Source organism: Lysobacter sp. TAF61 (genome assembly GCF_052113485.1).
In the GTDB taxonomy this organism is placed as follows: Bacteria; Pseudomonadota; Gammaproteobacteria; order Xanthomonadales; family Xanthomonadaceae; genus Lysobacter_J.
On record NZ_JBFRDH010000002.1, the window covers coordinates 211,643 to 225,713 of the forward strand.

Below are 14,071 nucleotides of genomic sequence, written 5' to 3' on the forward strand. Positions count from 1 at the left end.
CGACCGAATCCGATGTCGGGCGCTGGCGCCGGGTCGCGGCGGCCCGCTATCTTAGCGGCTTGATCTGAACAGCTCGTTGTCGCGGCCTGCACAAGGCCCCGACACCCCGGGGAGAGGGAAGTAACCGATGAGCGCAACAGGACACGACACGCCCAGCCATTGCGAGAACTGCAATGCGCCGCTGCAGGGGCACTACTGCCACGACTGCGGGCAATCGGTGGTGAACCCGGTGCGCGACGCCAGGCACGCGCTGGAGGAGGTGTTCGAGTCGTTCTGGCATCTCGATGGCCGCATCTTCCGCACGTTGCGCGACCTGGTCGTGCCCGGTCGCGTGGCCGTCAACTACCTCGCCGGCCAGCGCGCGCGCTATGTCGCGCCGCTGCGGTTGTTCCTGGTGCTGAGCGTGGTGACGTTCTTCTTCGCGCAGATGGCCATCCACGTCGAGAACAACGAGGGCGCCAATCCCATGGTGCAGCTCGAGGACGGCGTGTCGAGCAACAAGAATTCGGCCAAGCAGTCCAAGGCCTTCGCCAAGGCGGCCAGCATCGCCGACGTCGAGCAGATCCGCCGCAGGAACCTGGCCGACCTGGCCGAAGCGCGCTCGGCGGTGCCGTCGGTGCTGCTGCACGCTCGCAAGGCGATCGACGTCGCCATCGCGGATGTGAACCACGCCGCCGACAGCCGCATCGAGGCGATCGGCCGCGAAAAGGCCATGAGCGCCGAACAGGTCGCCGCGGCCAAGGCCGATGGCCAGCGTCGCGCCAACGAGGCACTGGAAACCTCCAAGCAGAGCATGGACAAGGCCGAGGACCTGACCACGCTCGAGCGCCTGCGTGTTGAACGCCTGGTACCGCACCAGGTCAAGCTGGCGGGCCTGCCCGCCAGCGCGGCGGCCGCGCGCCGCCACGAGTTCAACGAGATTCGCGACATCAACATCGCCGCCGGCTGCCGCGCAGCGAAGTTGCAGATCGCGGTGGCGACCAGCACCGAAGGCAGCCGCGCGCGCAAGGAATCGGAAGACGCGCGCATCTACGGCGATCCGGACTGCTACGACCGCCTGACCCTGTTCGGCAGCGATGAACCCTGGGACGAGGAAACCAACCCGCTGGTGATCAGCTGGGCGCCGGCCTTCTTCAACCACTGGGTCAATCGCCAGATCGCCCACGGCCGCGAGAATGTGTCGCGCGCGCAAAAGGATCCGAGCCTGTATGTCCGCGCGCTGCTCGCGGCGGTGCCGTCGGCGCTGTTCCTGCTGGTGCCGGTGTTCGCGCTGCTGCTGAAGCTGGCGTACCTGGGCTCCGGGCGCCGCTACCTCGAACACCTGGTGGTGGCGCTCTACAGCCACGCCTTCATGTGCCTGGCGATGCTCGCCTTCTTCGTGTCGATCGCGCTGGACAACGCGATCTCGCCGCAGTGGAGCGGATTCGGCTGGATCAGCGGCACGCTCGAAACGCTGCTGTGGCTGTGGCTGCCGGTCTACCTGTGGCTGATGCAGAAGCGCGTGTACGGCAACGGCTGGATCGTCACCACAGTGCGCTACCTGGTGATCGGCAACCTCTACTTCGTCCTGCTCGCCTTTGCCGCCACCTTCCTCGCCCTGGCGAGCGTGGTGCGGATGTAAGCCCTCAGTGCTGCATCTGCTGCCAGAGCCAGTCGCCGCGCCCTTGCGGGCCGGCAGCCAGCAGACCGCGGCGCAGTTCATCGCGCCTGGTCGGAGGCGTGCGCTGCGCCAGCACGCCCAGGTCGATGCGCTGTTGCGGTGACATCGTCCGCAACGCCTGCATCAGCGCGGCGTGCTCCGCTGCCGGCACCTGCGCCAGCAGCGGTTGCAGCATCGCGTAGTCGACTCCCAGCGACGGCCCCAGCAGCCAGCCACGGCGTTCACTGCGATCGAGCGCATCGAACTGCGCGCGCCAGGCCTGCTGCCGTTCGGACGGCATCGCCGCCAGCTGCGTCGTGGCGGCCTGGATGCTGACCTGCTCGCTCGCCGGCAATGCACGCCACGCCTGGTAGCGCTCGCGACGGGCATCGCGTTCGGCGCGAGGCAACGCATCCCAGTCCTTGGCGCGTTGCCTGAAGTCGCCGCGTTGTTGCGGTGACCAGCCACTCCACTGCTGCCATTGCCGCTGCAGTTGCGCATGCGCGGCGGGCGGCAGGCGGGCCATCACGTCGAGCAGCTCGGACGGTGCCGACCACGCCGAGGCGATCACCAGCGCCAGCGACAGCGCCAGCAGGCCAGGCAGACGACCTTCACGTCGGCGCATCGGAGGTCTCCGTGTCGGTTTCGGGGCTCGTGGCGGCATCGGCCGGGGTCGGTGCAACCGAATCCGCCGGCGGCACGTCCGTGGGCGGCGTCGGCTCGGTCACGCCGGCTGCCTGTTGCGCAGCGAACCAGCTGTGGAACTCCAGGTCGCGCGCGTCGGCCTGGCCCTGCGGGTCGGCGAGGAGTTCGAAGTCGCGATGGGCGACCAGGGCGGTCTCGGCGGAGTAGCGCGAGGCCGGCGCATCGCCTTCCGGCAGTGCCTCCACGCGAACCCGCTTCACCCCGGGCTCCAGCCCCAGCGCGCGTTGCCATGGGGTCAGCGAGCCGGGCCAGATGAAGCTGGCGGCCAGGGCCAGCGCACACAGCGCGAACAGCGACCACAGCAGCGGCAGCAGCCAGCGCGGGCGGCGCGGCGTTGCCGGGCTGCCGGCCGATGTCGCGGTCGGACCGGTGACACCGCGCATGGCGGCCTCGCGGGCACCGCTGAGCCGCACCAGCCGGTCGGCCGGCAGGGTCTTGATCCGGCGGTGGATCTGCTCGCGCAGCCGCTGCCAGGCCTCGGGGTCGGCCCGGCCGTCCTCGTGGTGCGGCAGGGCCCGCTGCAGGGCCAGGCGGAAGCTCGGCTGGGATACGCCCAGCACGGCCGCGCCCTCCTCTTCCGACAGGCCCGCGGCCACTCGCAGCAGCAGGGCCGCGCGCGGCCCGCTGCCGAGCTCGCCGAGGCGGTCGGTGACATCGATCGGCAAGGCCACCGCGGTGCGATTGCGCAGCTGCGGCTGGCTTAGTAACAGCGCCCAGAACCGGGCCGGCCACGCCGCCATGGGCACCGATTCGGCCTCGACGCGGAACTGCGCCATGGCCGCCGCCAGGGCAGCGTCGCCGAGGACGGCATCGCCGGCCTGGAGTTCGGCCAGGACCGCGCCACGACGCTCGACGCCGCGCACGAACGCGGACAGCGCGGGGGGCGGAGCGGAGTGGGGGGAGGGGGAAGAAACGCTCATCGGGACTGCATCGCCATGCCCCGCATCATAGCGATGCCGTCATGCCACAAAACCGCTTGACAACGCGCTAACTCGTGCTCCGCGAAGCAGGACGCGGCCCGCACCCGAAAAGCGGTTGTGCACAGCAGTAATGGAATCGTCACGACCGGACGCCAGACCCCGCCCCGGCGTCCCATGACAGCGATGTTTCACAGTCAACCTGTTGATTCAAAAGACAATAACCGCGATGGCGATTTTTTCACCAACGTGGCCGCAAGGCCTGTTTTTGTGTAGCCGGACCAATCTGCCGACACACCATGCACAGATTTATCCACAGGCGATGTGGATAAAGGTTAATTGCCTTTTACATCCGACACTTGCGTGACTTATGTCACATAGCGCGGAGCAATGCCCTGCAACTTTCAGCAGTCGGGCCGTCCCTCGCGCGCCTCGGTAGACTGCGCCGATGCCCGATGCCTCGATGCCTGATTCGCCGGTCTGGCGACTGGCCCTGCCACTGCCATTGCCGCGCCTGTTCGACTACCTCCCGCCTGAAGGCGAGGCGGCGCGGGCGGGCGATGTCGGCAGCCGGGTGCGGGTGCCGTTCGGGAGTCGCGAACTGGTCGGGGTGGTGGCCGAAGTCGGCAACGCCGGCGAGGACGCTCCCCAGCTCAAGCACGCCCTGGCGCGGCTCGATCCGGAACCGGTGTTCCACGGCGAGCTGCTCGATTCGCTGCGCTGGCTCGCGCGCTACACCCATGCCCCCCTGGGCGAGGTGCTGGCGACTGCCCTGCCGGCCACCCTGCGCCGTGGCGAGCCCCTGGCCGACACCCATGCCTGGGCCTGGCAACTGACCGAGGCCGGGCAGACCGGGCGCGAACGCCTGCGTGCCGGTAAGCCGCGCCGCCTGGCCGACCGGCTCCAGGCGGGCGCCTGCGACGAGGACAGCCTCGACGACGACCTCGACGGCTGGCGCAGCGCCGCCCGCGCCCTGGCCAAGCGCGGCCTGGCCGAGCGCATCGCCGTGCCGGTGACGCCACGGGCACCGGCGCCGCGCCCCGGGCCCACCCTCAACGGCGAGCAGCAGGCCGCCGTGGACGCCGTGCTGGCGGCCCGCGACGGCTTCGCCGCGTTGCTGCTGGACGGCGTCACCGGCAGCGGCAAGACCGAGGTCTACCTCCATGCCATCGCCGACTGCCTGGCGCGCGGTCGCCAGGCGTTGGTGCTGGTGCCCGAGATCGGACTGACGCCGCAGACCCTGGCGCGTTTCCGGGCCCGCCTCGGCGTCCCGGTCCACGCCCTGCATTCGGGCCTGGGCGACGGCGAGCGCGCCCGCACCTGGGCGGCGTTCGCCCGTGGCGAGGCGCGGGTGGTGGTGGGCACGCGCTCGGCGGTGTTCCTGCCCATGCCCGAGGCCGGCCTGATCGTGATCGACGAAGAACACGACGGCAGCTTCAAGCAGCTCGACGGCATTCGTTACCACGCCCGCGACTTTGCCCTGGTGCGCGGCAAGACACTGGGCATCCCGGTATTGCTCGGCAGCGCGACGCCGTCGCTGGAGACGCTGCGCAACGCCCAGCTCGGCCGCTACACCCACCTGCGCCTGCGCGAGCGCGCCGGCGATGCACAGCCGCCGACGGTGCGCGTGTGCGACGTGCGCAAGCGCCCGCTCGAAGCGGGCCTGTCGCAGGAACTGCTCGACACGATCGGCCGCGCGCTCGGCGCCGACGGCCAGGTGCTGGTGTTCAAGAACCGCCGCGGCTATGCGCCGGTGCTGCTGTGCCATGACTGTGGCTGGAGCGCGCAATGCCAGCGTTGCAGCACCGAGACGACAGGCACGCCGATGACGGTCCATGCAGGAGGTCGTCGCCTGCAATGCCATCACTGCGGTGCGCGCCGGCCCGTGCCCAATGCCTGCCCGGATTGCGGCGGGCTGGCGCTGCAGGCGCAGGGCGCAGGCACCGAACGCATCGAGGAAGCCCTCGCCGCCCGCTTCCCGGATGTCCCGGTGTTGCGCATCGATCGCGGCACCACCCAGCATCGCGATGCACTGGAACAGCACCTGGCGCGCTTCGGCACCCGGCGCGGCATCCTCGTCGGCACGCAGATGCTGGCCAAGGGCCACGACCTGCCGCAGCTGACCCTGGTGGCCGTGGTCGGCATCGACGAAGGCCTGTTCTCGGCCGACTTCCGCGCTCCTGAGAAACTGGCGCAGTTGCTGATCCAGGTCGCCGGTCGCGCCGGTCGCGCCGAGCGACGCGGTGAAGTGCTGCTGCAGACGCACCATCCCGGCCATCCGCTGCTGGCGACACTGCTGACCGGTGGTTACGCCGCCTTCGCCGAGGAAGAACTGGCGCAGCGCGAGGCCGCGGGTTTCCCGCCGTTCGCGCACATGGCGATGATTCGCGCCGAAGCCAGGCACACCGAGGCCTGCGAGAACTTCCTGCGTTCCGCGCGCGCGGCATTGCACGACACCGGCGCCGCACTCGACCTGCACGGCCCGCTGCCGGCGCCGATGCCACGCCGCGCCGGCTACCAGCGCGCGCAGCTGCTGCTGTCGGCGCAGGACCGTCGCACGCTGCACATGGCGCTCGATGCCGCGATGCCGGCGATCCATGCCCTGCCCGACGCGCGCAAAGTGCGCTGGTCGCTCGACGTCGACCCGGTCGATCTCTATTGACCGCTACTTGAGCGCGGCTTGAGTGCCGCCTATGCGCCGGCGCCTTTCTCCGCCGCCTTCGATTTCGCCCGCTGCTTCGGCCGGATCCACAGGATCTGGTTCTCGCGGTTGACGTCGAACAGGCCGGTCGCTTCGATCAGGTCGCTGAGTTTGCGGAAACCGTAATTGCGCGAATCGAACGAGGCCTGGTTGCTGATCTGGTGGCCCACCTGGCCCAGGTGCGCCCAGCCGTCGTCGCCGCTGGCCGACTCGACCGCGCTGCGCAGCATCTGCAGCAGGCGGGTGTCGTCGCGAAGTTCCTTGGCCGTGCGCGGCTTTGTCGCCACCGCCGTGGCTTCGGTGCTGGGCTCGACGAGGGCTTCGAGGTAGGTGAACTTGGAGCACGCATTGACGAACGGCAGCGGCGTCTTCTTCTCGCCAAAGCCATAGACCTTCACCCCGTCGGTCAGCAGCCGCATCACCAGCGGGGTGAAGTCGGCATCGCTGGAGACGATCGCGAAGCCGTCGAGGTTGCGCGCGTACAGCAGGTCCATGGCGTCGATCACCATCGCCATGTCCGATGCGTTCTTGCCGCTGCTGTAGGCGAACTGCTGGATCGGGCGGATCGCGTATTCGTGCAGCGTCGCTTCCCAGCTCTTGAGGTGCGGGCTTTTCCAGTTGCCGTAGGCGCGGCGGACATTGGCGACGCCGTGGCGCGCGACCTCGGCCAGGATCACGTCGATCTTGGCGGCCGGGGCGTTGTCGGCGTCGACCAGCAGGGCGATTCGGCGTTGCGGTTCGGCCATGACACGCTTCCAGGCGGGGTCGCGCCGAGCCTAACCCAGGGCGGAGGCGACGGCATTACGTTGGACCGTGCGGTGAATGTTAGCGCTACCATGATTTAATCGGGGACAATGCCCCCAACACTCGACCCATCGACGCCAGGACCCCCCAGATCGTGACCAGCCAGCTCGAACAACTGCGCAGCCTGTCCGCCGTCGTCGCCGATACCGGCGACATCGAAGCGATCGCCCGCTTCCATCCGCTCGACGCCACCACCAACCCGTCGCTGCTGCTCAAGGCTGCCTCCATCCCGGCCTATTCGCCGCTGATCGATGCAGCCCTGGCGCAGGCGCGCGGTTCCGACCTGGCCGAGCGCATCGCCGATGCCTCCGACGTGCTGGCAGTCACCATCGGCACCGAGATCCTCAAGTTGATCCCGGGCCGCGTCTCGACCGAAGTCGACGCGCGCCTGAGCTTCGACACCGAAGCCACGCTGGCCAAGGCACGCAAGCTGGTCGCGCTGTACGAGAAGGCCGGCATCGGTCGCGAGCGGCTGCTGATCAAGACCGCGTCGACCTGGGAAGGCATCCGCGCCGCCGAGCAGCTGGAGCGCGAAGGCATCAACTGCAACCTCACGCTGCTGTTCTCGTTCGCCCAGGCCGTCGCCTGCGCCGAGGCCGGCGTGTTCCTGATCTCGCCCTTCGTCGGTCGCATCCTCGACTGGCACCTGGCCAACGGCGCGGAGAAGCCGGCGACGCCGCAGGATGACCCGGGCGTGCAGTCGGTCACGCGCATCTGGCACCACTACAAGCGCCACGGCTTCAACACCGTGGTGATGGGCGCGAGCTTCCGCAACACCGGGCAGGTGCTGGCGCTGGCCGGCTGCGACCGCCTGACCATCTCGCCAGAACTGCTGGCCGAACTGGCCGCAAGCGAAGGCGGCGTGCCGCGCGCGCTCAACGACACCGGCGACCGTGCTCCGGCACCGGCGGCGCTCGACGAAGCGGCATTCCGCTGGCAGCACAACGAGGACGCGATGGCGAACGACAAGCTGGCCGACGGCATCCGCCGCTTCGCAGCCGACCAGCGCAAGCTCGAGGCCTTGCTGGCGCAGCGACTGGGCTGAGTTCGGGCAAACTGTGCGCATGGATGCGACGACCCGGATGACTCCCGCCCACCGCCTGCGCAGCATCTTCAGCGGTTCGGTCGGCAACCTGGTGGAGTGGTACGACTGGTACGCCTACTCCGCGTTCGCCATCTACTTCGCGCCGCATTTCTTCCCCAAGGGCGACACCACCGCGCAGTTGCTCGACACCGCGGCGGTGTTCGCGGTCGGCTTCCTGATGCGTCCCGTCGGCGGCTGGCTGATGGGACTGTATGCCGACCGCCACGGCCGCAAGGCGGCGCTGATGCTGTCGGTGCTGCTGATGTGCGCCGGCTCGCTGCTGATCGCGGTGGCGCCGGGCCATGAGCGCATCGGCATCGCCGCGCCGGCGCTGCTGGTGTTCGCGCGGTTGCTGCAGGGCCTGAGCGTTGGCGGCGAGTACGGCACGTCGGCGACCTATCTCAGCGAGATGGCCGATGCGCGTCGGCGCGGATTCTGGTCGAGCTTCCAGTACGTGACGCTGGTGATGGGGCAGCTGCTGGCGCTGGGATTGCTGGTGTTGCTGCAGCGCCTGCTCTTGACCGAGGAGCAGCTGCAGGACTGGGGCTGGCGGATCCCATTCGTGGTCGGTGCGCTGTGCGCGGTGACTGCGCTGTACCTGCGCCGCGGCATGCAGGAAACCGAATCGTTTGCCATCGCCAGAAGCCAGGATCACAATCAGCGTGGCAGCCTGCGCGTATTGCTGCAGCATCCGCGTGAGGTGCTGACTGTCGTCGGCCTGACGATGGGCGGGACGCTCTCGTTCTATACCTTCACCACGTATCCGCAGAAGTTCCTGGTCAACACCGGCGGCTTCAGCAAGGCCGATGCGACGCTGGTGTCGGCGGCATCGCTGCTGGTGTTCATGCTGCTGCAGCCGCTGGTCGGCGCCCTGTCGGACCGCATCGGCCGGCGTCCGATCCTGATCGCGTTCGGCGTGCTCGGCACGCTGTGCACGTATACGATCCTCAGCGGCATCGCCGGGGCAGGCAGCGTGTGGAGCGCGTTCGCCTGGGTCATGACCGGGCTGGTCATCGTCAGCGGCTACACCTCGATCAATGCGGTGGTGAAAGCCGAGTTGTTCCCCGCGCACATTCGCGCGCTCGGGGTCGGACTGCCGTATGCGCTGACGGTGTCGCTGTTCGGCGGCACCGCCGAGTACCTTGCGCTGTGGTTCAAGCAGATCGGCCATGAGTCGTACTTCTACTGGTACGTGACGGCCTGCGTGGCGGTGTCGCTGCTGGTGTATGTGTTCATGCGCGATACCAAGCATCACTCGCGCATTGATCGCGACCACGAAGACGTGGATGCGCAACATGGAGCAGCCAAAGCATGAGTTCGATTCCTGCACGCCCCCGCGTTGTCGTCGTCGGTGGCGGCTTCGGTGGCCTGTGGACCACGCGTGCGTTGGCGGGCGACGACGTCGACATCACCCTGATCGACCGCCGCAACCATCATCTGTTCCAGCCCCTGCTCTACCAGGTCGCCACGGCCGGCCTGTCGTCGCCCGACATCGCCGCGCCGCTGCGCCACATCCTGCGCAACCAGCGCAATGTCGAGGTGCGCCTGGGCGAGGTCACCGGCATCGATACGAAGGTGCGCGCGGTGACGCTTGCCGATGGCGAACGACTGGACTACGACTGCCTGCTGCTGGCCAGCGGCGCCACCCACGCGTACTTCGGCCACGACGAATGGAGCAAGGATGCGCCGGGGCTGAAGACGCTCGATGACGCGCTGGCGATTCGTCGGCGACTGCTGCTGGCGTTCGAGCGCGCAGAGGCGTGCGAGGACCCGGAGGAGCGTTCGGCGTGGCTGAGCTTCGCCGTCGTCGGCGGCGGCCCGACCGGTGTCGAACTGGCCGGCACGCTCGCAGAGATCGCGCGGCACACGCTCAAGCGCGAGTTCCGCAACATCGATCCTTCGCATGCGCGCGTCCGGCTGGTGGAAGCCGGGCCACGGGTGCTGGCGTCGTTTCCCGAGTCGCTGTCCGACAAGGCGCGGCGCCAGCTGGAGAAGCTCGGCGTCGAGGTGGTGACGGGTACGCCGGTCAGCCGCATCGATGCGCGTGGATACACATTGGGCGAGCAGTTCGTTCCCGCACGCACGGTGTTGTGGGCCGCAGGCGTTGCGGCATCACCGTTGGGGGCGTTGCTTGGCGTGGAGCTCGATCGTGCCGGGCGCGTGCCGGTTGCGGCCGACCTGAGCGTGCCGGGCCATCCGGAGATCTTCGTCGCCGGCGACCTGGCCAGCGTGGTGCAGGACGGCAAGCCGGTGCCCGGCGTGGCCCCGGCGGCGAAGCAGATGGGTGCGCACGTCGCCGCGGCGATCCGCGCGCGGCTCTCGGGCAAGCCGGCACCGGCGTTCCGCTATCGCGATTTCGGCAACCTCGCGACGATCGGGCGCATGGCCGCGGTCGTCGACCTGCATGGCTTCAAGCTGTCAGGGTTGCTGGCGTGGTGGTTCTGGCTGGCGGCGCACGTGTTCTTCCTCATCGGCTTCCGCAACCGGATCATCGTGCTGATCAACTGGGCGTGGGCGTACTGGAGCTACCAGCGGCACGCGCGGATCATCCTGGGGCAGGACAAGCCGGCGCCCTGAGCTCCGTCATCCCGGCGAACGCCGGGATCCATTTTGCTAACGAAAACGGCCCGGTTTCCCGGGCCGTTCTGCATTGCATGCCGCTGACGCTTACGCCGCGAACAGCGCGCGCATCTTCTTGAGCGCGTTGGCTTCGATCTGGCGGATGCGTTCGGCGCTGACGCCGTACTCGTCGGCCAGTTCCTGCAGCGTGATCTTGCTTTCGTCGTCGAGCCAGCGGCGCTTGATGATGTCGCGCGAACGCGCATCGAGTTCCTGCAGGCCTTCGCGCAGCAGCGCCAGGTGACCGTCTTCCTCGTCTTCGCGCTCGTAGGTCTGCGAGGGATCCTCGCCATCGGCGCGCAGGTAGGCCACCGGCGACGGCGGGGCGCCATCGTCGTCCTCGTCCGGCGCGTCGAAGCCGATGTCACGGCCCGACAGACGCGACTCCATCTCCAGCACTTCGCGCTCGGAGACGTTGAGGTCGCGCGCCACGGCACGGACTTCCTCGGCGTTCATCCAGCCCAGGCGGGTCTTGGACTTGCGCAGGTTGAAGAACAGCTTGCGCTGCGCCTTGGTCGTGGCGACCTTGACGATGCGCCAGTTCTTGAGGATGAACTCGTGCATCTCGGCACGGATCCAATGCACGGCGAACGACACCAGGCGCACGCCCTGATCGGGGTCGAAACGCTTCACGGCCTTCATCAGGCCGATGTTGCCTTCCTGGATCAGGTCGCCGATCTGCAGGCCGTAGCCGTTGTAGCCACGGGCGACGTGCACGACGAAGCGCAGGTGCGAGTGCACCAGCTCACGGGCGGCGTCGAGGTCTTCGCCTTCGCGGAAACGGCGGGCCAGCGCCTGCTCGTCCTCGACGGTCAGCACCGGGATGCGGTGCACCGCGTTGACGTAGGCGTCCAGCGAGCCCAGCGCGCTCGGCACGGGGATGTTGTTGGCGACCAGCGCAGTGGACAGGCCGCTGTTTGTAAGGCTGTTCGTGGTCATGGCAGGCATCTTAGCAGTCGGATTGTAGGACTGCTAAAGGCCCTGGAAGTTCCGCACTGTTGCGGTGGCAGAACAATGGAACTGTTCAGGTTGGGGATTGCGCCACAGACGCAGTCAGACAGCCAAGGCAGCCCGGGGCGGCAATGACCAGTCTATTCCGGCCTGGCCGCGGCGCTGCAGGTACTCGTTGGTCGCCGAAAAATGGCCACTGCCGAGGAAACCCCGATGGGCCGACAGCGGCGAGGGATGGGGCGCACGCAGGACCCTGTGGCGGCGCGAATCGATGACCTTGCCCTTGGCCTGGGCGTAGCTGCCCCAGAGCAGGAACACGAGGCCCTCGCGCTCGCGGTTGAGCGTGTCGACCACGTGGTCGGTGAAGCCTTCCCAGCCCTTGCCCTGGTGCGCGCCGGCGCGTCCCTCCTCGACGGTCAGGACGGCATTGAGCAGGAGCACGCCGCGGCGGGCCCACGGCAGCAGGCAGCCGTGGTCGGGCCTGGCCACGCCGAGGTCACGTTCGATCTCCTTGAAGATGTTGAGCAGCGACGGCGGCACCGGCACGCCGGGCAACACCGAGAAGCACAGTCCGTGGGCCTGGCCGTGGCCGTGATACGGGTCCTGGCCGAGGATGACGACCTTGACGTCATCAAACGGGGTCGCATCGAAGGCGGCGAAGATGTTCGGACCGGGCGGGTAGACATTCACGCCGGCCGCCTTTCGATCGCGCAGGAAACCCGACAGTGCCTGCATGTCGGGACGCTGCAGGTAGTCGCCTATCCGTTCTTTCCAGGACGGCTCGAGATGGATCCTGGCCGAGCCGCCCGGGTCCGCCCGCTCGCCGCCGTCGTTCATGCGTCCAGTGCCGCCTGCTCCGGCAGCCGCGACAGGCGCAGCTGGAACAGCGTCTTGGTGATCAGCAGGCGCTCTTCAATCGGCTTGAGCACCAGGTCGTTGGCGCCGGCGCGCAGCAGCGCGCTCTGGTTGTGGGCATTGGCGTCGCCGGTCATCACCAGCACCGGCAGGCGGCGCTTGCCGTGGCCGAAGTCGTGGCGCAGGCGTTCGAGCAGGTCGTTGCCGCTGAGCGCGCCTTTCAGATAGACGTCGGTCAGCACCAGGTCGGCGCCGATGTCGTCCTGGCCGCGACGGGTCTCGAGGAACTCCAGCGCTTCTTCGACACCGATGAAGTGCAGCACGCTCAGGCCGGCGCGTTCGAGCATGCGCTTGGTTGCCAGGGCGACGACCTTGCTGTCCTCGACGTAGAGCACGCGCGCGCCGGGGATCGGCTGCGGCTGCACGTAGCCGCGGATGAAGGCCGCCAGCGCGCTGTGGCCCAGGCCCTTGTCGAAATAGTCGGTGACATCTTCGGTGAAGCTGCGCGATTCCAGGTGCGACTGCGCGTCGCCGGAGACGACGATGATCGGCACGTAGGCCTGACCGGCCGACTCGCGCACGGCGCGCGCCAGGGCGATGCCGTCGCCGTCGGGCAGCGACAGCGATGTGGTGACCAGATCGACCGGGCCTTCGGCCAGCGCCGCCTGTGCTTCGGCGATGCCCGCACACGGCACGACCACCGCGTCGGCGAGTTCGCGCGTGAGCACGTCGCCGATCAGCTTGCGCACCAGCTTGGAACCGTCCACGACCATGATCCGCGGCGCGGTGCTGGCGAGGTGTCGAAGGTCGTGGGAACTCATGCCTGGATCACTTACGAAATGGGCCGGGTCTGGCGCAGGTAATGACCGGTAACGAAACCGGCACCGATCCAGCCGAGCAGGCCGGACCCGAAAACAATCGCACCCGCATGCGCCAGGTCGAAACCCTCCAGCGCGAAGCTGCTGCCGTAGCTGCGGGCGAGGTCGGCCAGCGGCACGCGCAGCGCCAGGTCGGCCGCGGTGAGCAGGGCCAGCGCGATCAGGCCCGCAACCAGACCGTAGCTCAGGCCGAGATAGAGGAACGGGCGACGGATGAAACCGTCGGTGGCGCCGAGTTGTTGCAGCACGGCGATTTCTTCGCGTCGCGACTGGATGTCCAGGCGCACGGTGTTGCCGACCACCAGCAGCGCGCCCAGGCCCAGCAGCATGCCCAGCACCCAGGCCAGGCGCACGCCGAAACGCAGCCAGCTGTCCAGGCGCTGGCGCCAGCCGGCATCGTGCTGGACGACGTCGACTTCGGGCAGGTTCTCGAGCGATGCGGCGAGCTGGGCCTCGTCGCCCTTCGGGCTGACGATCAGCACGCTCGGCAACGGATTGCCCTCGCCTTCATCGGACGCGACCGCGGATATCGCGTCGCCCAGGCCGCTGCGCTCACGCAGTTCCTGCATGCCCTGCTCGGGCGTGCGCAGTTCGAGCGCGGCGACATCGGCGCGACCGCGCAGCTCGTCGGCGAGCGCACGGGCGCGGTCGAGCGCAACCGAGGGCTTGAGGAACAGGCTGATCTGGCGCGCCTGCTGCACCGAGCCGGTGAAGCGTTCGATATTGCCCAGCGCCGCCCACAGGCCCAGCGGCAGAGTGATCGCCACCGCCATCACGCCAATGGTGAGTGCGGTCGCCCAGGGCTTGTGGAACATCCGACCGAGGCTGGCGACGAGGCTGTAGAGATGATGGTCGAACCAGGCACCCAGGCGCGAACGCGGCGCCTGTGGGCGCGGCTTGGCGGCTGCGGGCTGCGGC

12 protein-coding genes are annotated in these 14,071 nt (G+C 68.6%); 5 read left to right on the forward strand and 7 right to left on the reverse strand.

Annotated features, from left to right (window positions below; all coding sequences use genetic code 11):
• The first annotated feature begins 127 nt into the window (after positions 1-127).
• Positions 128-1,621, forward strand: a complete 1,494-nt coding sequence (locus tag AB4Y64_RS05415; RefSeq protein WP_441815422.1) for a DUF3667 domain-containing protein — start codon at positions 128-130, stop codon at positions 1,619-1,621.
• A 4-nt stretch (positions 1,622-1,625) separates the two neighbouring features.
• Here AB4Y64_RS05415 and AB4Y64_RS05420 read toward each other — a convergent pair whose 3' ends face one another.
• A complete protein-coding gene (locus AB4Y64_RS05420; protein ID WP_441815423.1) occupies positions 1,626-2,264 on the reverse strand; it encodes a DUF3106 domain-containing protein in 639 nt (212 codons plus the stop codon).
• Positions 2,251-3,264, reverse strand: coding sequence for a sigma factor-like helix-turn-helix DNA-binding protein (locus AB4Y64_RS05425; protein WP_441815424.1), 1,014 nt, complete (start codon positions 3,262-3,264; stop codon positions 2,251-2,253). Before AB4Y64_RS05425 ends, AB4Y64_RS05420 begins: the two co-directional genes overlap by 14 nt.
• Before the next feature lie 460 nt (positions 3,265-3,724).
• Here AB4Y64_RS05425 and AB4Y64_RS05430 point away from each other — a divergent pair, with 460 nt between their 5' ends.
• Positions 3,725-5,923, forward strand: a complete 2,199-nt coding sequence (locus tag AB4Y64_RS05430; RefSeq protein WP_441815425.1) for a primosomal protein N' — start codon at positions 3,725-3,727, stop codon at positions 5,921-5,923.
• Between the two features lie 29 nt (positions 5,924-5,952).
• On the opposite strand, the gene AB4Y64_RS05435 is transcribed toward AB4Y64_RS05430, so the two are convergent.
• Positions 5,953-6,708 (reverse strand): NYN domain-containing protein, encoded by a 756-nt coding sequence (locus tag AB4Y64_RS05435; RefSeq protein ID WP_441815426.1) that lies wholly within the window; start codon positions 6,706-6,708, stop codon positions 5,953-5,955.
• A 152-nt stretch (positions 6,709-6,860) separates the two neighbouring features.
• On the opposite strand from AB4Y64_RS05435, the gene tal reads away from it, so the two are divergent.
• The 3 genes from tal to AB4Y64_RS05450 are packed head-to-tail and all read left to right on the forward strand — an operon-like array spanning position 6,861 to position 10,427.
• Complete coding sequence (tal, locus tag AB4Y64_RS05440; protein ID WP_441815427.1) at positions 6,861-7,811, forward strand: transaldolase; 951 nt, start codon at positions 6,861-6,863, stop codon at positions 7,809-7,811.
• A gap of 37 nt (positions 7,812-7,848) precedes the next feature.
• Positions 7,849-9,165, forward strand: a complete 1,317-nt coding sequence (locus AB4Y64_RS05445; protein WP_441815428.1) for an MFS transporter — start codon at positions 7,849-7,851, stop codon at positions 9,163-9,165.
• Positions 9,162-10,427 (forward strand): NAD(P)/FAD-dependent oxidoreductase, encoded by a 1,266-nt coding sequence (locus AB4Y64_RS05450; RefSeq protein WP_441815429.1) that lies wholly within the window; start codon positions 9,162-9,164, stop codon positions 10,425-10,427. Before AB4Y64_RS05445 ends, AB4Y64_RS05450 begins: the two co-directional genes overlap by 4 nt.
• Positions 10,428-10,517: 90 nt before the next feature.
• Here AB4Y64_RS05450 and rpoH read toward each other — a convergent pair whose 3' ends face one another.
• The 4 genes from rpoH to ftsX form a co-directional block, all read right to left on the reverse strand.
• On the reverse strand, positions 10,518-11,408 hold the full coding sequence (gene rpoH / locus AB4Y64_RS05455; protein ID WP_441815430.1) for an RNA polymerase sigma factor RpoH: 891 nt from the start codon (positions 11,406-11,408) through the stop codon (positions 10,518-10,520).
• A 114-nt stretch (positions 11,409-11,522) separates the two neighbouring features.
• Positions 11,523-12,257 (reverse strand): uracil-DNA glycosylase, encoded by a 735-nt coding sequence (ung, locus tag AB4Y64_RS05460; protein WP_441815431.1) that lies wholly within the window; start codon positions 12,255-12,257, stop codon positions 11,523-11,525.
• Entirely contained in the window at positions 12,254-13,096 is an 843-nt protein-coding gene (locus AB4Y64_RS05465) for a response regulator (RefSeq protein ID WP_441815432.1), read from the reverse strand. The genes ung and AB4Y64_RS05465 overlap by 4 nt, the downstream gene beginning before the upstream one ends.
• A gap of 11 nt (positions 13,097-13,107) precedes the next feature.
• Positions 13,108-14,022, reverse strand: coding sequence for a permease-like cell division protein FtsX (gene ftsX, locus AB4Y64_RS05470; RefSeq protein ID WP_441815838.1), 915 nt, complete (start codon positions 14,020-14,022; stop codon positions 13,108-13,110).
• Between the last annotated feature and the right edge of the window lie 49 nt (positions 14,023-14,071).